Origin of the sequence: Pseudomonas asplenii (assembly GCF_001293465.1) — a bacterium.
Classification (GTDB): domain Bacteria; phylum Pseudomonadota; class Gammaproteobacteria; order Pseudomonadales; family Pseudomonadaceae; genus Aquipseudomonas; species Aquipseudomonas fuscovaginae_B.
The window spans coordinates 1-21,609 of sequence record NZ_JSYZ01000027.1; the positions used below are offsets into that span (position 1 = coordinate 1).

19 protein-coding genes and 1 pseudogene are annotated in these 21,609 nt (G+C 60.3%); 10 read left to right on the top strand and 10 right to left on the bottom strand.

The window, feature by feature from the left end; translation table 11 throughout:
* Nucleotides 1-263 precede the first annotated feature (263 nt).
* Nucleotides 264-626: a GNAT family N-acetyltransferase gene (locus PF66_RS28485; RefSeq protein ID WP_342633338.1), complete on the top strand. Its 363-nt coding sequence runs from the start codon at nucleotides 264-266 to the stop codon at nucleotides 624-626.
* A 209-nt stretch (nucleotides 627-835) separates the two neighbouring features.
* Here PF66_RS28485 and PF66_RS28490 read toward each other — a convergent pair whose 3' ends face one another.
* Nucleotides 836-1,822, bottom strand: a complete 987-nt coding sequence (locus tag PF66_RS28490) for an MBL fold metallo-hydrolase (RefSeq protein WP_160319913.1) — start codon at nucleotides 1,820-1,822, stop codon at nucleotides 836-838.
* 480 nt (nucleotides 1,823-2,302) lie between these two features.
* On the opposite strand from PF66_RS28490, the gene PF66_RS28495 reads away from it, so the two are divergent.
* Nucleotides 2,303-3,205: a DMT family transporter gene (locus PF66_RS28495; protein WP_054061126.1), complete on the top strand. Its 903-nt coding sequence runs from the start codon at nucleotides 2,303-2,305 to the stop codon at nucleotides 3,203-3,205.
* 40 nt (nucleotides 3,206-3,245) lie between these two features.
* On the opposite strand, the pseudogene PF66_RS33710 reads toward PF66_RS28495, so the two are convergent.
* The 4 genes and pseudogenes from PF66_RS33710 to ptrR form a co-directional block, all read right to left on the bottom strand.
* Nucleotides 3,246-3,539: pseudogene (locus PF66_RS33710) on the bottom strand (iron chelate uptake ABC transporter family permease subunit); the annotation flags it as partial.
* A gap of 100 nt (nucleotides 3,540-3,639) precedes the next feature.
* Nucleotides 3,640-3,936, bottom strand: coding sequence for a DUF3144 domain-containing protein (locus PF66_RS28505; protein WP_054061124.1), 297 nt, complete (start codon nucleotides 3,934-3,936; stop codon nucleotides 3,640-3,642).
* A gap of 58 nt (nucleotides 3,937-3,994) precedes the next feature.
* Entirely contained in the window at nucleotides 3,995-4,798 is an 804-nt protein-coding gene (gene dapF / locus PF66_RS28510) for a diaminopimelate epimerase (protein ID WP_054061123.1), read from the bottom strand.
* 65 nt (nucleotides 4,799-4,863) lie between these two features.
* Nucleotides 4,864-5,748, bottom strand: coding sequence for a putrescine utilization regulator PtrR (gene ptrR / locus PF66_RS28515; RefSeq protein WP_054061129.1), 885 nt, complete (start codon nucleotides 5,746-5,748; stop codon nucleotides 4,864-4,866).
* A gap of 101 nt (nucleotides 5,749-5,849) precedes the next feature.
* Between ptrR and PF66_RS28520 the strand changes: the two genes are divergently transcribed.
* Nucleotides 5,850-7,241, top strand: coding sequence for an aldehyde dehydrogenase family protein (locus PF66_RS28520; protein WP_054061122.1), 1,392 nt, complete (start codon nucleotides 5,850-5,852; stop codon nucleotides 7,239-7,241).
* Nucleotides 7,242-7,647: 406 nt separating this feature from the next.
* Here PF66_RS28520 and PF66_RS28525 read toward each other — a convergent pair whose 3' ends face one another.
* From PF66_RS28525 to metE, 3 genes are all read right to left on the bottom strand, one after another.
* Nucleotides 7,648-8,493, bottom strand: coding sequence for a DUF4824 family protein (locus tag PF66_RS28525; RefSeq protein WP_054061121.1), 846 nt, complete (start codon nucleotides 8,491-8,493; stop codon nucleotides 7,648-7,650).
* On the bottom strand, nucleotides 8,490-9,557 hold the full coding sequence (locus PF66_RS28530) for a DUF2157 domain-containing protein (RefSeq protein WP_054064531.1): 1,068 nt from the start codon (nucleotides 9,555-9,557) through the stop codon (nucleotides 8,490-8,492). Before PF66_RS28530 ends, PF66_RS28525 begins: the two co-directional genes overlap by 4 nt.
* Before the next feature lie 148 nt (nucleotides 9,558-9,705).
* A complete protein-coding gene (gene metE, locus PF66_RS28535; RefSeq protein ID WP_054064532.1) occupies nucleotides 9,706-11,994 on the bottom strand; it encodes a 5-methyltetrahydropteroyltriglutamate--homocysteine S-methyltransferase in 2,289 nt (762 codons plus the stop codon).
* A 243-nt stretch (nucleotides 11,995-12,237) separates the two neighbouring features.
* Between metE and PF66_RS28540 the strand changes: the two genes are divergently transcribed.
* A complete protein-coding gene (locus tag PF66_RS28540) occupies nucleotides 12,238-14,409 on the top strand; it encodes a TonB-dependent siderophore receptor (RefSeq protein WP_054064533.1) in 2,172 nt (723 codons plus the stop codon).
* An 11-nt stretch (nucleotides 14,410-14,420) separates the two neighbouring features.
* Here PF66_RS28540 and PF66_RS28545 read toward each other — a convergent pair whose 3' ends face one another.
* The gene (locus tag PF66_RS28545) at nucleotides 14,421-15,044 is read right to left on the bottom strand and encodes a glutathione S-transferase family protein (protein WP_054059297.1); all 624 of its coding nucleotides are present in this window, start codon (nucleotides 15,042-15,044) and stop codon (nucleotides 14,421-14,423) included.
* A gap of 408 nt (nucleotides 15,045-15,452) precedes the next feature.
* Here PF66_RS28545 and PF66_RS28550 point away from each other — a divergent pair, with 408 nt between their 5' ends.
* The gene (locus PF66_RS28550) at nucleotides 15,453-16,241 is read left to right on the top strand and encodes a PhzF family phenazine biosynthesis protein (protein ID WP_054059296.1); all 789 of its coding nucleotides are present in this window, start codon (nucleotides 15,453-15,455) and stop codon (nucleotides 16,239-16,241) included.
* Nucleotides 16,242-16,327: 86 nt separating this feature from the next.
* Here the strand turns inward: PF66_RS28550 and PF66_RS28555 are convergent, their stop codons facing one another.
* Nucleotides 16,328-17,041, bottom strand: a complete 714-nt coding sequence (locus PF66_RS28555) for an autoinducer binding domain-containing protein (protein ID WP_054059295.1) — start codon at nucleotides 17,039-17,041, stop codon at nucleotides 16,328-16,330.
* A 124-nt stretch (nucleotides 17,042-17,165) separates the two neighbouring features.
* On the opposite strand from PF66_RS28555, the gene PF66_RS32385 reads away from it, so the two are divergent.
* From PF66_RS32385 to PF66_RS28575, 5 genes are all read left to right on the top strand, one after another.
* The gene (locus PF66_RS32385) at nucleotides 17,166-17,555 is read left to right on the top strand and encodes a DUF4902 domain-containing protein (RefSeq protein ID WP_081009934.1); all 390 of its coding nucleotides are present in this window, start codon (nucleotides 17,166-17,168) and stop codon (nucleotides 17,553-17,555) included.
* Between the two features lie 171 nt (nucleotides 17,556-17,726).
* Nucleotides 17,727-18,305 (top strand): acyl-homoserine-lactone synthase, encoded by a 579-nt coding sequence (locus tag PF66_RS28560; protein WP_054059294.1) that lies wholly within the window; start codon nucleotides 17,727-17,729, stop codon nucleotides 18,303-18,305.
* Between the two features lie 46 nt (nucleotides 18,306-18,351).
* The gene (locus PF66_RS28565) at nucleotides 18,352-19,128 is read left to right on the top strand and encodes a sterol desaturase family protein (protein WP_054059293.1); all 777 of its coding nucleotides are present in this window, start codon (nucleotides 18,352-18,354) and stop codon (nucleotides 19,126-19,128) included.
* Nucleotides 19,129-19,133: 5 nt separating this feature from the next.
* Nucleotides 19,134-20,309 (top strand): hypothetical protein, encoded by a 1,176-nt coding sequence (locus tag PF66_RS28570; RefSeq protein WP_054059292.1) that lies wholly within the window; start codon nucleotides 19,134-19,136, stop codon nucleotides 20,307-20,309.
* Nucleotides 20,310-20,331: 22 nt separating this feature from the next.
* Entirely contained in the window at nucleotides 20,332-21,588 is a 1,257-nt protein-coding gene (locus tag PF66_RS28575; RefSeq protein ID WP_192842738.1) for a hypothetical protein, read from the top strand.
* Nucleotides 21,589-21,609 lie beyond the last annotated feature (21 nt).

Consider the following 21,609-nt stretch of genomic DNA (forward strand, 5'->3'; position numbering starts at 1 on the left):
TGGGATTGATTCGTTCCGCACGCATGGATCGCGATGCCAAAAGCCCTGACCTGTTCAGGGCTTTTTCATTGGCAACACCCGGTCCCAGATGACCTTTGTCTCAGTAGTTCTCTATGTATGGACGTACAGGAAATCCAAGGGCAACCTGAGCAGGCCTCAGGATTGATGAGCAGCACGAGCCAAGTGATCTCGATTGTGGAGAGAGGTCGATCAATCAATACCTCCTCCACAAGGCACATAAAGCCCAAGCCGCCAAACACGCGGTGGTGTATGTGATTTGCCTGAAAGGCACCCGGAGGGTCGTCGGCTGCTACACCCTGTCCAATGGTTCGATCATGCGTGCGCACGTGACGCCAAGGAGCCGGCAACGCAACTCTCCCGCACAGCACCCAGTCACCATCCTGGGGCGAATGGGTGTAGACCTTGCCATCCAGCGCAACGGATATGCCATCGACCTTCTGCAAGATGCGATCGAGCGCTGTATCAATGCCGCCGAAACAGTGGGATCGACCGCCGTGCTGGTCCATCCCTTGAATGAAAGGCTCGCCGATTTTTACGCGAGGCACGCGGGCTTCGCCACCTGCCCCGATCTGTCGCCCATCACCATGATGCTTGCGCTGCAATAGCCCGTTCTAGGCTCTGTATGAAAAACCTTGATCCTCGGTGATGCTACGTTGAAAACAGCCTCGGAATGCTCATTTACAACCGGTGAACTCCGCTTCCTCGGCTGTTTTCGCCCTGCCTGACCTTCGTCTCAAGGCTTTTCATACAGACCCTGGAGCCGCCAGCCCGCAAGGCAACCTGGGCGATTGTGCGATTTGAATGGCAGGCTACATCAGTTGGATTGATTTTCCGGGTAGAACTTGTAGCCCGCCCCTTCAGGTTCAAGATGCCCTACGCCCGGAAATGGGAAATGGAAGCCGCCCACCAATGGATTGGTTTTCTCCACCATACTCAGGAACTGCCGCCGTACTTCCAGCGCGCGTTCTGGATCAATGTCGCTGGCTACCATCCACTCAGGATGCGTTGCAAAGAAAGCAGGAACGTTAATCATGTCCGCGATGTAGTAAAAGGAACTCTTGCCCGAGCGGACTTCGTAGATGGTATGTCCCGGGGTATGCCCATAAGCAGCCTTTGAAAATATTCCGGGAGCAACTTCTATTCCGGGACTAAATTTTCTCAGCATCTTTTCAGGCATACCAAGAAACACCCGTCGGGCAATTTCGAATGCGCCTTTACGTTGTAGTGGCGCAGCCAGCCTGTTGGCATCACTCATCCAGTAGTCATACTCGGGTTCTGGCACCCAGACCGTGGCGTTTGGATAGACAAAATTTCCAGCAGCATTTCTCAGCCCACTGATATGATCAGCATGGAAATGTGAGATGAGGATGGTATCGATATCTTCGGGCTCGTAACCTGCAAGTCGAAGACTTTCTGTCAGTTTGCCAGTGGTTTCTCTCGGAGACCCAAACTCGCCAAGGCCAGTATCGAGAAGAATGTGGCGAGAGCCGGAAACAATCAGATAAGCGGTAAACGGCAGCTCAACGTATTCAGTGCTTAGGCCTTGGACTGATGCCAACTTCTTCACTTCAGCAAAAGGTGCATTGACAACATAGCGATCACTCAAGGGGAGACGTGTAGCGCCATCGTGCAAAGCGATAATTTCTACGCCCCCCATTTTAATGCGATGAACGCGCTCTTGCGGCAGCGTTGGCAGTCCAAAGTCAGGAGCGGACTGCGCGAGCACGGGCACTGGCAAAGTCGGTGTAATGGATAACACCAAACCTGATAATAGTACTTTCAGCACATTGCGGCGATCCATATAAGATACCTTGAGATCAGCATTCAAATAAAAACGTAGATAAACTTTCAGTTTCAGAGATTCTATGTGGGGCCCGTCCCTGATCACAGATGGATATCCCGCCAAATAAAGTGCAAAACTCGCCATCCACAGCGGAAGGGGCCAGGCATGGCTCACTCGCTCTGCGACAGACGGCCTAGAGCCGCCAGCACCACAATGAACCACCTCTGGTCAGCAAGTCGTATTCCGACAAAACCGTGTCGTTTCTGATCGCTCCGTCAAAATCGGCAAATCCAATAATCCGCACACAGACCGCCCTTACGCCATAGGCCGGTCCCGCGACACCCGCGAGTATGCAGCCTCGCTTCACAATTCCAACGCTGCGGCGCCCTTCCGAGCCGGACAACCGGTCGCAGACAACAATATGACTCAGAACCTATGGACCCGCGCGCACGAGCGGACCATCTCTGTGTGCGCAACAATTGTGAAGATTTGACTGCCATGACTACTACATCGATCTCCAGTGCCGGTTCTGCAACCGGTCACCGCAATGCATTGCTCGTCGCCCACATCGCCGCGGTCCTGTTCGGGCTGACCGGTATTCTCGGCGCTCTGATCCAGGCCGATGCCAGCCTGATCACCTTCGGCCGCGCCACCTTCGCCTTCATCGCCCTCGGTTTCGTCGCCGGGCTCAAGGGCACCCGCCTGCTGGACGCGCTGAGCTGGCGCAACCTGCCGATCATCGGCTTGACCGGTACCCTGCTCGCCGCACACTGGGTGACCTTCTTCATCGCCGTGAAAGTCGGTGGCGTGGCTGTGGCAACCCTGGGCTTCGCCAGCTTCCCGGCATTCATCGCGCTGATCGACCTGCTGGTGTTCCGTGACCGGATCGGCACCACCGAAAGCCTGCTGCTGCTGATGGTGTCGGCCGGCCTGGTGCTGGTGGTGCCCTCCTTCGACATGCTCGACCAGGGTACCGTAGGCTTGATCTGGGGCCTGGCTTCGGGCCTGTCGTTCGCCCTGCTGACCGTCGCCAACCGTCGCAACACCAGCGGCATGAACGCCATGCAGACTTCGTTCTGGCAGAACGTCGTGGTCGCCGCCCTCGTGGCACCGTTCGCCTTCAGCCACCTGGCGACCAACAGCCTGAGCACTGACGACTGGGTGAATCTCGCGGTACTGGGCATCTTCTGCACCGGGCTCTCGCAGTTCCTGTTCGTGAAAAGCCTCGAAGGCCTGCAGGCCCGCACTGCTGGCATGATCATCGCGCTGGAGCCGGTGTATGCGATCGCCTGCGCCTGGTGGCTGTTCAGCGAGCAACCGTCGCTGCGCATGGCCGGTGGTGCCGCGTTGATCGTGTTGGCGACCATCATGAGCGCCTGGCGCAAGGCTTCCGCCCACTGAGTATGTCACTGCGCTGGCAACGGCATCCCCGCCGGCAACGTCAGCGCCCCCGGTCGAGGATCGCCAGGCGATCGCAGGTCAGCGCCTGGTTGAGGTCATGCAGGGCCACCAGGGTGGTGACCGGCAAGGCCTGTACCTGGCGCTCGCGCAGGTGCAGCGCATCAGTATCGGCCAGCACCAGTAACAGCGCACCACCCAGGGCGCTGGCCGGCAGCAGTCGAGCGTGACCAGGCCCCAGCAGCAGGCGCAAGGCATGCGGAATCACCAGCCCGACGAAACCGATGGCACCGACGATGGACACCATCACCACCGTCACCAGCGACGCGGCTCGTAGCCGTTAGCGATCAGCGATCAGCGATCAGCGATCAGCGATGAGATCAAAGATCGTTCCCACGCGGAACGTGGGAACGATCGGAACCTGAACCCTCGACAACTCAGTCCTGCTTCGCCCCCATGTACAGGTCGAAGTGCTTGATGTGATCGTCGAGGTTGTCCTCGAGCATCAACCGATACTGCTCGCAGAAATACTTGAGCATCGCCTCCCGGGCCTGGGCCATTTCCTCGCCGGACTTGAAGTTGCGCGCACTGACCCAGGCATTGAAGCGGGTGGTGCCGAACATCATCGAAGCGTTGACCTTGCCGAAGTTCTCGACCTGCTTGAGCTGCTCATTGGACAGGTTGATGTGCTCGTCCGCACGGTCATAGAAGGATTCGTCGATGATTTCTGACATGGCACTATCTCTGAATGAAAACGGCACATGGGACCGCCTTTCCCGGCGCTTGTCCAGTCTAATACCCGGCAATCGTGCCTTGCAGAACCGTCTCCACCTGCCCGCTCAGGATCACCCCGCCACAGCCATCCCACTGCACGCTGACCGTGCCGCCGTCACATTGCACCTCGACCCGCTCGTCCAGCAGACCACGGCGAATACCGCCCACCACCGCGCCGCAACAGCAGGAACCCGAACCCTGCGCGATGCCGGCGCCCCGCTCCCAGATGCGCAGGCGGATATGACCGCGGTCCAGAACCTGGACGAAATGCACGTTGGTCCTTTTCGGAAACAGCGGATCGGTTTCGATCCTCGGCCCCAGCTCGGCCACGTCGACCGCGGCGATGTCCTCGACAAAGAAGGTGCAATGGGGATTGCCCATGCTGCAGGCCACCGGGCTGCCGGCAATCGGCAGGACCAGGGTGTCCATGGCCTCGGCCAGCGGTACCTCCTGCCAGGCCAGCGACGGTTTGCCCATGTCCACCGAAATCGCCCCGCCCTCCTCGCGCACGCAGGTCAGCAAGCCCCGGTTGCTCCTGAGCCGCACCGACGAGTTGCCCGACTCGCGCATCAGCAGGTCGGCCACCCCACGGGTGGCGCTGCCGCAGGTCTCGAGAGGCGAACCATCGCAGTTCCAGAACACCACCCGGGCCGCCGCATCCTCGCAATCGAGCACCACCGCCAACTGGTTGAAACCGATGCCACGGTGGCGGTCGCCCAGGCGCCGGGCCACCGTGCTGGTGATCGGGTCCGCCTGGCCACGACGGTCGATGACGACGAAGTCATCGCCATGGGCATGCATCTTTACAAAGCTGAGGGTCATGCGCGCTCCTGTCTGGGTGGGGGCATTCGGCGAACGCCAAGCATACGGGGATGGCGGACGGTCCGTCACGCGGCCGGGCTGCGGTTTGCCCGGCCCTGCTCTTCCAGCAATTGCACGAACACCGACAGGTTCTGCGACACGGTACCGCGGCGCCAGATCAGCCAGGTCTGCAGGTAACGAAAATCCGGCGACATCGGCCAGACACTGACAGTGCTGCAACCCGGCATGCTTTCGAGCATGCTGCGCGGCATCATCGCCAGGCCGGCACCGGCGCTGACGCAGGCCAGCATGCCGTGGTACGACTCCATCTCGAAGATCTTGCCGGGCACCGCCGCGTCGTGGCTGAACCAGCTCTCGAAGTGGTGACGGTACGAGCAGTTGGCTCGAAAGGCGTAGATGCTCTCGCCATTCACATCGGCGCCGCGGGTGATCGGCGCATGCTGCAGGGGCGCGATGATCACCATCTCCTCGTCGAACACCGGCACGCCTTCCAGGCTCGGGTGCAGAATCGGCCCGTCGACGAAGGCCGCCACCAGGCGCCCGGACAGCACGCCTTCGATCATGGTACCGGAGGGGCCGGTGGACAGGTCCAGCTCGACCTTGGCGTATTGCTGGTTGTAGGCCGCCAGCAGCGCCGGGATGCGCACCGCCGCCGTGCTCTCCAGCGAGCCGAGGGCGAACGGCCCCTGGGGCTCTTCCCCGGACACTGTCAACCGCGCCTCGGCGACCAGGTCGAGAATGCGCCGGGCATAGTCGAGGAAGCTCCACCCCGCCGGCGACAGGCGCAGGCGGCTCTTCTCGCGGATGAACAGTTCCACCCCGAGGTCCTGCTCCAACTGCTTGATGCGAGTGGTCAGGTTCGATGGCACCCGGTGAATGAGTTGTGCGGCGGCACTGATGCTGCCCTGCTCGGCAACAGCCTTGAAGATTTCCAGCTGGACCAGATCCACACCATTCTCCAATTGTGAATGTTTTGCTCAGTATTATTCAGTTTCCAGAAAAACAACAGCCCCGTAATCTGGCCCCATAACCCACCCGACAGGACGGTGCCATGATGACTGTGTCGAACCAGACCCACGCGATTTCGATCAACCCCTTCAATGGCCAGCAGATCGGCCACTATGCCTATGAGTCCGCCGAGCAGCTCGACGCAGCGCTGGCGCGCGCCGCCAAAGGCTACGCCAGCTGGCGCCGGACCAGCATCGCCCAGCGTGCGCAACGGATGGTCGCCCTGGCCGTAGCCCTGCGCGCCAACGCCAGCCGGATGGCCGAGATGATCACCCTGGAAATGGGCAAGCCGATCGCCCAGGCCCGTGGCGAAATCGAGAAATGCGCGCAACTCTGCGAGTGGTACGCCGAGCACGGCCCGGCCATGCTGGCGCCCGAACCGACGCTGGTGAACAACGGCAGCGCCCGTATCGAGTACCGCCCACTGGGCCCGATCCTGGCGGTGATGCCGTGGAACTTCCCGATCTGGCAAGTGCTGCGTGGCACGGTGCCGACCCTGCTGGCCGGCAACACCTACGTGCTCAAGCACGCACCGAACGTGATGGGCAGTGCCTACCTGCTGCTCGATGCGTTCAGGCATGCCGGTTTCCCAGAGGGCGTTTTCGAAGTGATCAACGTCACACCGGACGGTGTCTCCAAAGCCATCGCCGACCCGCGCATTGCCGCCGTGACCCTGACCGGCAGCGTGCGCGCCGGCACCGCCATCGGCTCTCAAGCCGGGGCGGCGCTAAAGAAATGCGTGCTGGAACTGGGCGGCTCCGACCCGTTCATCGTGCTCGATGATGCCGACCTCGACGCGGCGGTGCAGGCGGCGGTGATCGGCCGCTACCAGAACACCGGCCAGGTTTGCGCGGCCGCCAAGCGCCTGATCGTCGAGCAGGGCGTGGTCGAGGCATTCACCCGCAAGTTCGTCGAAGCCACCCGCAAACTGGTGGTGGGCGACCCGTTGTCGGCCGAGACCTACATCGGCCCGATGGCCCGTTTCGACCTGCGCGACGAGCTGGACCAGCAGGTCCAGGCGACCCTGGCCGAAGGCGCGACCCTGCTGCTGGGCGGCAGAAAGGTCGAAGGCAACGGCAACTTCTACGAGCCAACCGTGCTGGGCGGTGTCACCGACCGGATGACCTCGTTCAAGCAGGAACTGTTTGGCCCGGTGGCGTCGATCATCACCGCCCGTGACGCCCGCCATGCCGTGGCGTTGGCCAACGACAGCGAGTTCGGCCTGACCTCGACCGTCTACACCGCCAACGTCGAGCTGGCACGGCAGATGGCCGATGAGCTGGAAACCGGTGGCGTGTTCATCAACGGCTACAGCGCCTCCGACCCCCGCGTGGCTTTCGGCGGCGTGAAGAAGAGCGGTTTCGGCCGGGAACTGTCGCACTTCGGCGTGCGTGAGTTCTGCAACGCCCAGACCGTCTGGCTGGACCGCCACTGACAGCCCCTGGCTCGCCACTGCAACAGTGGCGAGCCATTGCTCCATGACCTGCCCAGCTCCAAAGTCATCTGATCCGTATTTTTCTTCGTTACCTGAATCTGTATCGGGATCAGATTTCCCCCGACAATAAGTCACCGCCCGGCGTCCCGGGTCGTGTTTGAGGGGAGAGTTCGATATGACTCGATTTTCGCTGCACCGCAATTCCTTGGCTCAGGAGGCCTGAAATCATGGGCAAGATGGCAATTTTCCTCGGCGGTTTCCTGCTACTGACCATAGCGATCGGCCTGCTGGGCACCATTTCTCCGACCTGAACGGCGGATGATGATTTCTCCCAGGCCCATGCCGGCCACAACCCTGAGGAGCGCCGCAGGTCAATCCTGAGCAGCGCTCCCGATCCTTCCCTTCACTACGGACGAGGGGGCGTCTGCGTGGGTGCCAGGTCGACGATCCACGGCTCGAACCGCTGCCCGAAGGCCACCGTCGCGCTGAAGCCGAAGGCGTCACTCTCGCGATCCTCGTAGCGCTGCCCACTGATCTGCTGCCGTATCGGCTCAAGCAGGCGGCTGAAGGCGGCGGGCACGTTGATATTGTCCGCCGCGACCTCACTGACACGCCCCGTCAGCAGCCGCGGCCGGTCTTCACCGCTGTCGAGCACCAGGGGCTCGATCCTGCCGGGCAGGATCAGGTATCGACGGGTATCCGGGTACTGCGCGCGCAGCGCCTGGGCATCCAGGCCGGCATCGATCAGGAACAGCCGGCTGTTGCCCTTCAGCTCGAAGGCCAGCGATCGGCTGGCCGCTTCCCGGGCATTTTTCTCCGTGACCCGCGCCTCGTATGCCCGAGCCTTTTCGACGGCCCGCCGATAGGCCGGACCATTGAACTCGAAGGCCAGGAACACGGGCCGGGAAAACCGCCTGGCGTAGCGGCTGCCCCTGTACTGTGTGTCGTAGGGTTTGGAGACATCGAAGCCCAGGCTCGCCAGCTTGTCCTTGTCCAGCCAGACGGTGATGTCGCCCGGGTCGGAAAAGGCGTTCTCGTACGGATGCAGCCCCCGCAGACGCAGGTGCAGCGACAGGCCGCTGTTGTCGGCATCATTGCCATACGGCAACTGCAGCTCACGCTGGGACAGGTTCAGTACCGCTTGCGGCGTTCCGCTGCGGTTATGGGCCACCCCGAGCAGAACCACCGCCTGGGTGACAAGCATCAGCGTCACACCGGCAATCAGGGTGTAACGGCGGGTCCAGTTGTTCATTGGACACCCCCGGCCTGCGGTGCCCTCAGTTTTTTGAGCACCACCAGCACCAGCACCGCAGCCAGGCCAACCACGAAGAAGAACAGGTACTTGGGCAGAGTCTCCCACCACCAGTCATAGAACTTGGTGAACAGAAAGATCACGAAGAAGGTCACACCGGTGTTGACCACATCCGGCCAATGCCAACGTACGCCGAGCCAGATCGCTGCGGCACTGAGCAGGAAACCCGCCACCTGATAGCCCTGTTCAACCCGCTTCGGATCGAACGCCAGGTAACTGCCCTCCCCCCAATGGGCCAGGACCAGCACCGGCACCAGCAGGGCCAGGAGCGCGGACACCCGGTAGGTCATGGCGAAGCCGGGGAAGCGCTTGTGCGGCATGAACCGCGCAGCCAGAGCGAGCAACACGGCTGCCGGGAAGAAGTTCTCCGGAATATCTCCCAGGTCCAGCCAGTATACCCCGGCCCAGCTACCCACCCGCGCGGCGACGAAGCCGGCCAGGCAGATGATCGCCGCCAACAGCAGCAGGCGCAGGTTGCAGCTGTAGGCCAGCAACAGGGCGAAGAGCCCCCAGACGACGAAGGCCTTGTCGGACGGGGCGATATTGAAGATCTGCCCCAGCATGCTGATATCGAGGACGAAGCAGGCAAACGCCACCAGGGCTGCCAGCTTGGTGAAATAGCCGGTGCTGTCGCGCCCCTGCAGCCACATCGTGGCGATGAAGGTCAGCAGTGGCGCCAACAGCAGCGTCGAGACCTGGGCGACGGTCGAGAACGTGCCCCAGAAGCGGTAGAAGAGAAAGAACACGCTGGCCGCCAGCGCCAGTGCACCGAGAAACGAGGCAATGCGCATGCCCGTCGACAACTGCCGGGAACTGGTGGTCAGGTCGATATCGAAGGCATCGCGGTAGTGGGCGAGCAGCGCCTGGTGATGGCGGGTCAGGCCGAGCTGCTGCTCGGCAGAGAGTTGCAGCGCGCCTTCGCGTTCGAGCCGGTCCAGCTCCAGCTGGAACACTCGTATATCGTCGGCGCGCTGCTGGGCTTCTGTCTGGGTGAGTAGACTCATCGGGCAATCCATTGACCGGGGGCGAGTCCGATAGCGCTCGCCACCCCGAGTGCGAATGCTATGCCCAATCCCCTCTTCCGTGCGACCCGTTTGTGCGGGGGCCCGAAAACCCGGGAGCCTCCACCAATCGGCTACGGCTATCCGGTCCTCAGGCCAGCTCGGCACGCAGTTGGCGGGCTGCGCTCACCATGTTCACCAGTGCCGCCTCGGTCTCCGGCCAGCCACGGGTCTTCAGCCCGCAATCCGGGTTGACCCACAGGCGCTCGGCCGGAATCCGCCGGGCCGCCTTGCGCAGCAGGTTGGCCATCTCGGCCACCTCGGGTACCCGTGGCGAGTGGATATCGTAGACACCCGGGCCGATTTCATTCGGGTAGGCGAACGCTTCGAAGGCCTCCAGCAACTCCATGTCCGAGCGCGAGGTTTCGATGGTGATCACATCCGCATCCATCGCGGCGATGGACTCGATCACATCGTTGAACTCGCTGTAGCACATGTGGGTATGGATCTGGGTTTCATCACGTACACCCGAGGCGCACAGGCGGAAGGATTCGGTGGCCCAGTCCAGGTAGTGCTGCCACTGGGCCTGGCGCAGCGGCAGGCCTTCGCGGAAGGCGGCTTCGTCGATCTGCACGATGCGGATGCCGGCCGCTTCCAGGTCGACGACCTCATCGCGGATCGCCAGTGCCAGTTGCCGGGCCTGCACTTCACGGGTCACGTCCTCCCGTGGGAACGACCACATCAGCATGGTCACGGGACCGGTGAGCATGCCCTTCATCACCTTGTCGGTGAGGCCCTGGGCGTACCGGATCCACTCCACGGTCATGGCTTGCGGACGGCTCAGGTCACCGAAGATCACCGCCGGTTTCACGCAGCGCGAACCGTAGCTCTGCACCCAGCCGAAACGGGTGAATACATAGCCGTCCAGTTGCTCGGCGAAGTACTCGACCATGTCATTGCGCTCGGCCTCACCGTGCACCAGCACATCCAGCCCCAGGTGCTCCTGGATCTGCACGGCATGACGGATCTCGCTGTGCATCGCCTCGATGTAGTCGGACTCGGTCAACTTGCCCTGCCTGAACGACTGGCGGGCCAGGCGGATCGCGGCGGTCTGCGGGAACGAACCGATGGTGGTGGTCGGCAACAGCGGCAGGTTCAGACCCGCGCGCTGCTTCCCGATCCGTGTGGTGAACGGCGACTGGCGCTGGCTGTCCCGGGCCGTGATGGCTGCCACACGGGCCTGCACGGCCGGCTTGTGGATGCGTGGCGACGCGGCGCGGCTGGCCTGGACGACACGGCTGTCGGCCAGGGCCTTCTGCACCTCTGCCGCGTGCGGTTCGCTCACGGCCCGCGCCAGCAGCGCCACCTCTTCACACTTCTGCACGGCAAAGGCCAGCCAGCTTTTCAGCTCGGCATCGAGCTGGTCTTCACGTGCCAGGTCGACCGGGCTGTGCAGCAGCGAGCAGGACGGCGCCACCCACAGGCGATCGCCCACCCGCTCATGGGCGTGCTGCACCACCGCCAGGACCTTTTCCAGATCGCAGCGCCAGACGTTACGGCCGTTGACCACGCCCAGGGAGAGGATCTTGTAGGCCGGCAGGCGGTCGAGAATGGTCGGGTACTGGTCGGGCGCACGGACCAGGTCGATATGCAGGCCATCGACCGGCAGGTTGGCGGCCAGGCCGAGGTTCTCTTCCAGGCCGCCGAAGTAGGTGGCGACCAGCTTCTTCAACGGGTCGCGCTGAATCAGGTTGTAGGCCCGCTCGAAGGCGTTCTTCCACGCCTGTGGCAGGTCGAGGGCCAGGATCGGCTCATCGATCTGTACCCATTCCACGCCCTGTTCGGCCAGGCGCTGGAAGATCTGGCCGTACAGCGGCAGCAGGCGCTCCAGCAGGTCGAGCTTGTCGAAGTCGCCGCCCTTGGCCTTGCCCAGCCACAGGTAGGTCAGCGGACCGATCACCACCGGCTTGACCGGGTAGCCCAATGCACGGGCTTCGGCGACTTCCTCGAACAGTTGCTCCCAACCCAGCTGGAACGACTGGTCGGCGCTGAACTCCGGGACCAGGTAGTGGTAGTTGGTGTCGAACCACTTGGTCATTTCCTGGGCGTGGGCACCGCCGCAGCAACGGTCGCTGACGCCACGGGCCATGCCGAACAGGGTCTGCAGGGTAGCCTTGCCGTCGTGCGGGCGGAAACGTTCGGGGATCACGCTGAACATCAGCGAGTGGGTCAGCACCTGGTCGTACCAGGCGAAGTCGCCCACCGGCAGCAGTTCGATACCGGCGTTCTTCTGCAGGTCCCAATGGGCCTTGCGCAGTTCGGCACCGACGGCGCGCAGGCCGGCCTCGTTCAGTTCACCCTTCCAGAAGGCTTCCTGTGCCTTCTTCAGTTCGCGGTCGCGGCCAATGCGCGGAAATCCAAGGGAATGGGCCAAAGCCATGACAAAAACTCCTGTGTGTTGATGGGAGCCATTGTCGTTATCCGACCACTATTGAGACAAACTCATTTTAATCTTGATGATCACCAGTTTAATTCATGTTCCACCTGGACCTCACGAAAACCGTACAGCCCATCCTGGATAACACCGACAGTTTGCCCAGAGCCCATCGCCATAAAGACGCCTCGGTTTCCATCGTTCTGTATGATGGCGCGCTTTTGTCGCCCGGATGTCGAGGAATCGTTGATGTACAAGGCTTACCGCAGGTCCGGCCAACGCGCCGCCCCGCGTATCACTCTCGGGCTGCTGATCGCCACCGGCCTGCCCGCCGTACAGGCTGCCGAAACCGAGCTGCCGGCGGTCAATGTGGTCGGCGAGGACACCAGCGGCTACCGTGCCGACAACGCCTCGGTCGCCGGTTTCGACAGTGCGCCGCTGCGCGATACCCCGGCGTCGGTCTCGGTGATCACCGATTCGTTGCTCAAGGACCAGCAGGCGCGCCTGCTCAGCGAGGTGCTGCGCAACGACGCGGCGGTGGGCCAGAGCTATGCGCCGGTGGGCTACTACGAGAACTTCAACGTGCGCGGCTTTACCCTCAACGCCGCCAACAGCTACCGGATCAATGGCCGCAGCATCACCGGCGAGCAGAACGTGGGCCTGGAGAACAAGCAGCAGGTCGAAGTGCTCAAGGGCCTGTCCGGCCTGGCAAGCGGGGTCAGCGAACCCGGCGGCGTGATCAACTACGTGACCAAGCGCCCGGCCGACGTGCGCTCGGTCACCGTGTCCACCGACGACCGCGGCAGCGGCTACCTGGCCACCGATGTCGGCGGCTGGTTCGGCCCCGAGCGGCAGTTCGGCCTGCGGGCCAACGTGGCCCACGAGGACATACGGTCCTATGTCGAGCACACCAACGGCAAGCGCGATTTCGCCTCGCTGGCCTTCGACTGGAACATCAGCCCCGACGCCCTGCTGCAACTGGATGTCGAGTACCAGAACAAGCAGCAGCGTTCGGCGCCCGGCTACCAGTTGCTCGGTGGCACCGAGCTACCCCACGGTGCCTCGCCGCGCAAGCTGCTGGGTCACCAGAGCGGTTCGCCGCAGGTCGGCAACGATGCGCTGAACATCAATGGTTTGTTCGAGTACCACTTCAACGACAGTTGGAAAGGCAGCCTGAGCGCTTCGCGCAGTCGGGTGGTGATCGATGACTACAGTTCGTTTGCCTGGGGTTGCGGTTACCTGAGCAACTGTCCATCGGGCTCACTCGGCAACTCTTTCACTCCCGAAGGCGACTACGACATCTACGATTTCCGCAGCCCCGACGACACTCGGCGCAACGACGAAATCCAGGCCGCCCTCAGTGGCAGCTTCGACGCTGGTGGCCTTGGGCACGAATTGACCGTGGGCACCAGTGCGTTCCGTCGCGTGGTCGATCAGCACAACCCCATCAATGAAAGGATCGGCAACGGCAATATCGACGGCGACCCGGAGAACTTCCCGCGTTACGACGGCGCCATCGGCCCCTCCTATCGCCACCTGGACAGCCGCCAATACGGACTCTTCGCCACCGACCGCATCCGCTTCAACGACCAATGGCAAACCATCCTCGGCGGCCGCGAGGTGCGTCTGGACGAACGCACCTTCGACCAGACCGGTGATACCGCTCGGCATACCCGGCAATACGTGTTCCTGCCCGAGGCGGCGCTGATCTACAAACCGATCGAAGACCTGTCGCTGTACACCCGCTACAGCAAGGGGCTGTCATTGGGCGGTACCGCGCCGTGGTTTGCCAGCAACGCGTTCGAGACCTTGGCACCCACGGTCTCGCGCCAGATCGAGGCCGGGATCAAGTACGACTGGCGACGCATGACCCTCGCCGCCGCGCTGTTCCAGATCCGCCAGGGCTACCAGTACGCCAAGCCTGACGGCAACGGTAACTTCACCTACGTCCAGCAGGGCCAGCAGAAGAACACCGGCCTGGAACTGTCGGCCAACGGCTGGGCGACCCAGCGCCTGCAGATCGCCGCCAGCGTCGCGGCGATCCGGGCACGCGTCACCGACACCGGCACGCCGAGCTACGAAGGGCACCAGGCGATCAACGTGCCGCAGCTACGCGCCAGTCTGTCCGGCGACTACGCCCTGCCCTGGCTCGACGGCCTGGCGCTGCTCGGCGGGATGCAGTACAGCGGCCGCAAGTCCGCCAGCCATCAAGGCGGAGCCGAGACCGGCGCCTACGCGATCTTCAACGTCGGCAGCCGCTACAGCACGCGCATCGACGGCTACAACACGGTGTTCCGCCTGACCGTGGACAACCTGTTCGACAAACGCTACTGGCGCGATGTCGGCGAGTACATGGGCGACGACTACCTGTTCCAGGGCGCGCCGCTCACTGCGCGCTTGAGTGCCTCGGTCAACTTCTGAGGCCGTGAGGTTCACGGCGTGCCGTTGCGACCATGCAGGCGGAAACCGGCACGTTGGCCCAGGCGTTCGTAATAGGCACTGACCGCGGGGAAGTCCGGGTGCTCCAGCGGGGTTTCGAACCAGCGGTTCACCGACAGCCCGATCGGGATGTCCGCCAGGGAAAACTCGCTGCCGCTGACATACGCGCCCGTCGCCTCGAGTTGCCGGTCCAGGATCGCCATGTGCCTGGACCACTGCCGGCAACCTTCCGCCAGCGCTTGTGGGTCCTGATGGGCGGCACTTTTGCGGACCAGTGCCATGAATGCATAGCCCCAGGACTTGTTGAAGTCGGTGGCCTGCCAGTCCATCCATTGGTCCACCCGAGCCCTGGCCCTGGCCTCTGCCGGATACAGGTGCAAGGCGTTGGCACGGTTCGCCAGGTACCGGATGATCGTGTTGGATTCCCACAGCACGAACCCGTCGTCCCTGATCACGGGCACCATCGCATTGGGGTTGAGCGCCATGAATTCGGCGCTGTCGGTTTCCCTGAAACCTGCGCCCCAGTCCTGTCGCTCGAAAGGAATCTGCAACTCGGCACAGGTCCAGAGCACCTTGCGCACATTGATCGAGGAAGCCTTACCCAGGATTTGCAGCATCTCATCTCCTTATGATCGGGGAACACGAGTTTCACATATATCGACATTGTCCCCAGCAGAGCGAGACATTAAACGAGAGCGGTCATTCAACTCAAGATTTGTTTAAAAGTGTTGCCTGAATTTCGTCAAAAGACTATTTTGCTGGCTGTACGCAAGATTTTTCCGTAGTCACTCCCGCCAAAGTCGAAACATCAACTCACAGAAAGTTTAAACCTGCCCCCTGATCATATCCGCCCCCAATGGCCGGCTGGACAGCCCTGCCCGAAAGGACAGGTGTACAAGGCTATGTGCCTGGTTTTAAATCCAATACATGTAACTGCCGGCACTCACTAATCGTGAATACAATCAACTTGTCGCCAGCGGTACTTACTTCCCTATAAGCAACAGCCCATAACCGGAGTTTGATCAATGCAGGTCGCTATCTTTCAAGTTGATGCCTTTGCTTCCCGGGTCTTTGCCGGCAACCCGGCGGCTGTTTGCCCGCTGGATCACTGGTTGACCGATGAACAACTACAGGCGATTGCCGCAGAAAACAATCTTTCCGAAACCGCCTATTTCGTCCAGCAGGGCGATGTCTATGAACTGCGCTGGTTCACCCCGCTGGTCGAGGTCGAGTTATGCGGGCATGCGACACTGGCGGCCGCCTGGGTCATCCTCAACAAGCTGGGCGTCGACGCGCCAGTCCTGAGGTTTTCGACCCGCAGCGGAGAATTGCGGGTCCGTCGCTCCGGCAGCGGGCTGACCCTGGACTTCCCGGCGAAAATCGCCGAGCCCTGCACGCCCCCGGCGGATCTGCTGCCCGCACTGGGCCTGGAGTCGGCAGACGTCTTGGCCACCGACGACTTCATCGTCGTCGTGCCTGACGAGCAGATCGTGGAGAAACTGAAACCGGACTTTGCCCGCCTCAAGGGCTTGCCGCTACGGGGTGTCGTGGTGACGGCCCAAGGTCGCGAGTTCGATTTCGTCTCGCGCTGGTTCGGCCCGAATGTCGGGGTCAACGAAGACCCGGTGACAGGCTCGGCGCACACCTCGCTGATGCCCTACTGGGCCGGCGTCCTGGACAAACAGATATTGACAGCACAACAGGGCGGCCTGCGCAAAGGTCAGTTGCGCTGCGAAATGGCTGGCGACCGTGTGCTGATAACGGGAGAGTCGGTGCTCTACATGGTCGGCGAAATCACCCTTGAGGGTCTGTAGCGTGCGCTGCGCCGGAGAAATACGCTGGCGTATTTCTCCGGCGGCCCATCTGGATTCCCCGCCAGTGATTCAGTTACAGCGCCAGGTCAATGAAGCATGCCCAGGGCATAGGCCTTCATCGCCGCTTCCACCTTGTTGCTGGAGTGCAGCTTGCGCATGGCATTGACCAGGTGGAATTTCACCGTTCTTTCGTCGATGGACAGGATCTGCCCGGTTTCGGAATAGGTTTTGCCCGTTGCCGACCACTTCAAGGTTTCCACCTCCCTGGCCGTGAGGGATGCGCCCACTTCAGGGATGTAACTGGGGGCAATGAAGTCGAGCATGGTGGAATGTGCAAGATGGGCGATCCACACCAGCCTGGCTTCTTTCTCGTTGAACTCCAATGATGTGATCGGGCTGGCCGATCTGACCAGAGAGAGCATGCCGATGGTGTCGTGCTTTGCCCGAGAGGGCGTACACCAGCCATGGACCAGCTGATAATGCTTGGCATCCTCCCAGAAATGAAGATGCTCGGTGAATGCATCGGCGGACCAACAGAGTGGCCGGTGCTCGGTCAGGCCATGTTTCACCGTCGGGTCGATAGTGAAATAGTTGTTATCGATGTAGCGACTCTCCCAGGCCGGCGAGTAATTGGATGACAAATGAAATTTCGGACTGGAAATGGGTAATGGAAAACGAATTCCCAATGAGTACCGATCAAACTCGAAAGACCGAACAACCGATTCGAGCAATACCAGAAATTCCTCTTTTGTTTTCGCCTGCGCAAATAGCGAAAGATAGTGTTCACGCCAATCGGACATAGCTAATTACCTTTAGTGAGGGTGCAAGGGATAGTCCCGACTCCAATGTTTTGGAGTTTGGATGCCAGGACGGACGGGGAATCTATTTGAAAAATAAAACCAACAATCAGGCAGAGTAATTCAGATGCAATCGCTAGCCCCAGACCAGTTGATACGCCTGTCTTATCCGGAGTTGATTGGCTTGTCATTCCAGCCTTGTCTTGCCTGGATCGACACTAGCCTGACTGCCGAATTAAAAGAATTCGGACTGCCTGTTGCCTATGCTGGATACAGTGAATGGGAGTGCCAGGACTCCGCACCAAAACTGAGCATTAGTTGGAATTGGTTCAAGGAAGCTTTTTCTGGAAAAGTCCTTATAGCACCGGGAGGAATCAGTTGCAACATCATGTTACGTTCACCCCGTGGTTATGATCTGGGCAGCGATATGACACAACAACTGCTCTTTGTCTGGATATCCAGACAAGGTTTGCAGTGTCAGTTGCCGAGCAGCTTAATAGTCGGGCATGACAGTTGACCGCGGTCATGCAGCAACATCCAGCGATGCACCGTATTGGTTTGGAGGGAATATAGCGGCACCGGAAAGAGGCAGTGAAGATGGCACTTTAGAAGCTGCCCTTTTGGGCAGCTAGGCTTTTGCAGACCCATGACTTCTAATTCGCGGAACTGGATTGGAAGCTGGTGCGGAATGCTGAATATAATAAATGGTACAGCGCGACAACTCCCTTCTGAGCTCATCGCCGGGCTCGGGTTATTTCGCTACAGAATCTTCGTCGAGAAAATGGGTTGGCCTCTGCAGTGCGAGGAAGGCCTGGAGTCCGACGAATTTGATGACGAAGACACCTACTATGTCATTGCTCGAGACAGGCACGGCAATGTATGCGGCTGCGCACGCATGTTGTCGACGAGCAGAGACTATCTTCTCGAACAGATCTTCCCGGGTTTGATGGGCGATATACCGTTGCCCAAGTCGAACGACATCTGGGAACTTTCCCGCTTTGCCGTCAATTCATCGGACAGCGATGCCCCGAGTACTGACCATTGGCTGGATACATGCCGTTTGGTGAAGCAGGTCGTCAGAGTCGCGCAAGACCATGAGGTTAAAAGACTCATCGCCTTTTCTGCTGTCGGCAACGAACGACTGCTCAGAAGAATGGGCGCGGATGTACACCGTGTGTCCAGCGCCCAGTTGATCGATGGAAAACCCGTAGTTGCATTCTGGATCGAGATTAACGAGAAAACGATAAAGGCCTTGTCTGCCTACTAGGCGAGACGCTGGATGATTATATAAAACCTGGACTAAAGGACTAACCATGATTCTCTATCTGATAGGCGTTGCCCTGGCGGTACTGGCTCTCGAACATATTATCCCAGGATGGAAGTTGCCCAAGGTCAGTACCTGGTTCTTCAGATCAATGACCCTCAACATCATTCAGATCGCGGTGGCGCTGCTGGCCGGTGTCTCCTGGAACAAATGGATGCAGGGCCACAGCCTGTTCCATATCTCTGAAAGTCTCAGCCCGCTCGCGGCAGGTTTCGTCGCGTACTTCATCAATACCTTCGTGACCTACTGGTGGCACCGCTGGCGTCACGCCAACAACGCCTTGTGGCGCCTGTTCCACCAGATTCACCATGCCCCGCAACGGATTGAAGTCTTCACCTCGTTCTACAAACACCCCACGGAAATGGTCTTCAACTCGATGCTCGGTAGCGCCGTGGCCTACGTGTTGCTGGGCATCAGTATCGAGGCCGGTGCCTTCTATGTGATGTTCGCGGCACTGGGCGAGATGTTCTATCACACCAACATCCGTACCCCGCACTGGCTCGGCTACTTCTTCCAGCGCCCGGAGATGCACAGGGTCCACCACCAGCGTGATCGCCACGAGTGCAACTACAGCGACTTTCCGATCTGGGACATGCTGTTCGGCACCTTCGAGAACCCCAAGGAAAATTTCGCCCCCCAAGGCTTTTCCGACAACAAGGAAAACCGTTTCCTCGACATGCTGCTGTTCAAGGATGTTCATGAAGCGCCAGCCGTCATGAAGGCCCCTGAAAGCGTGAATCAAGAGTCACTGGTCAAACGCGGGTAATTGATATGTTCCTGAATATTGATTCACGCCTGAGTCGCGACCTCTTGAAGTGCATCAACTGCGGGATTCCGCATGATGCGTTGAATGTCCCCAAGGAGCCGGAGTTCCTCTCCAGAAGAATCGAGGCCCTGCGCCACCAATACGCCGAGCTGCGCAGGTCTTTCGGCAACAAGACGCTGCCCGTGAGCAACTACCTGTTTTACATGATGCTCAAGGACAAGTATTCAGAGTTCGACTTTGAGCTGCCGACGAATTCCAAGGCGCGGGTACTGACCAATATCCACGTGTTCAAGACCAAGGGACGCATACCTTCGATCGCATCGTTGCTGCTGTCCGATGAACATGCCGCGAAGTCCTCCGTCGAGCTCAAGTACACGAATGTCGCGCACATTGAACGGTATGGCTCGGCCCTGTCGCAGCTGTTGAGCGAAGGTGGCTTGATGCCGCCGACGCAGACCGCGATGGAAGGCGTCGTCGCGCAGATCCATCGCAGCCAGTCATTGGGTCGGCGCCTGACCATCGTCAGTGCGATATGCCCGGACTACTCCTATGTCATGGATGCCGAAGGCAGGCCCCGCTACACCTTTACCCACGTGGGGGCCAAACCGGGGCTGGCGGGCGAGAAGCTGCTCAAGGTGGACAGTGCCCTGAGTGAGTTCTCGAACGCGGTGGGTGTTCCCCTGGAACACAAGCTGTTCGGCGGCGAGTTCGAGTACATCTCGTTCAACCGCAACGCGAATTCGGCCAACGCCCGCGATGAGTTTCTCGACAAGGTCAATCGGCAATTGCTGACGATCGGCAATCAACTGAGCGCACCGGCCGTCACGGGGTCGTTCTTTGAACTGTGTGGTGATGAACAGGGTTGGCATGAGCGCCATCAGGCCATTCTGCAGCGGCTGCGCTCGGGGGACTATGGCCAGACCGGTCTGGACCACGGACAGATGGAAGAGATCTTCGAATCCAGACGTCCACTGTATTCCAAATGGTTCGTTGGCCAGAGTGACGAAACCATCTGGAACAACTTTCTCTCGCAAGCCGCTGAATATGCCCTGATGGGAGGCATATTCCTGGAGGCCTATCAGGACTTCGTGGTCCTGGCTGTCGACCACTACAAGATGGAACCGTTCTACTCCTTCTTCGGCCCGGTCGCTGTCTTGTATGTGAAAACGGATTATCTATAGGCGATGTAGGGATACTGCCAATATGAAACAGGAACTTTTTAGTACCCGCTATACAAAATACGGACACGGTATCGATGTCCGCGCCACTTATGCGCACTTGCCGCTCCAGGCCTTCTGGACCTGGGTGACGGGCAAGTCCGGCAACCAGAATCCACCGAAAGGTCCCAAGGAAACACTGCTGAAACCCTGGCAACTGTTTCTGCAGATCAGCTGGGGTTACGCGGTGTTCATCGCCGCGGTCCTGCTCGGCAACGAACTGCTGCAGGCGGATCTGCACTGGGCGACCAAACTGCTGCTGTCGATTCCCATGATCTGCATGGTGGTCAACCGCCAGCGAGGACTTCTGCATACCTTCCACTACACCATTCACGGTGCCGGCATCGCCAACAGGCGACTGGCCAAGTTTGTCTGCAAGTGGGTGCTGTCGATGCCCATCGTGCATACCCCGTGGAATAACTACATGAAACTTCATGTCAGTGAACACCACAGCGTCAATACCTTTTGCACGGACAAGGATGTCGACCTGCAGTTCATGGCTGCCCATGGTTTCTACAAGGGCATGAGCGAGCGCGAATACTGGACCAAACTGGTCTTGGCCCCGTTTCATCCGATGCGCATCTATGAGCACATCAAGTTCAGGCTCGAAGTCAACTTCATCAAGACCGACCGGCATGAAAGGATCAGCCGCGCAATCTATTGGGCCTTGCTGCTGACCGGCGTCTACCTGTCCGGCTACATGCTGCCCTTTGCCGTGTTCTATCTGCTGCCGATCTTTCTGGTGACGCAGTTCTCGTCCTGGATCCAGCACGTCACCGAACACCTGTGGTTTGCGCAAAACACCCGGGGGCTGCCCAAGTACATCTTCTACGGATCGCTGAGCTGGGGTCGCTTCTTCGGACGCCCCTACCCCGCGAACCACACCGGCTGGGCCTTCGCCTGGCGGGTAGTGACGTGGGGGCTGGCCGTGGTCTTCATCGATATCCCCCTGCGGGTCTTTTCCTTCATGCAGGACCTGCCCAGCCATGACTTTCACCATCGCAACCCGGGGGTGAACTTCTGGAGCATCGCCCCGGAGCGGGCCGCCAACGAATCGCTGGCATCGCGATTCGGCCCGATGACCGAAACCTGGAGCATGACCGAGAGCTTCCTGATCCTGCGCGACCATCTTTGCCGGAATGAAAGCGATCCCTTCGGGATCTGCGCCTGGTACGACGCGAACAAGCAGCACCTTGAAACCCAGACCGCGCGCAAGGCGTCAGCGGTAGAAGCCGAAGCTTAATAACCACTCTCAACGAAGGAA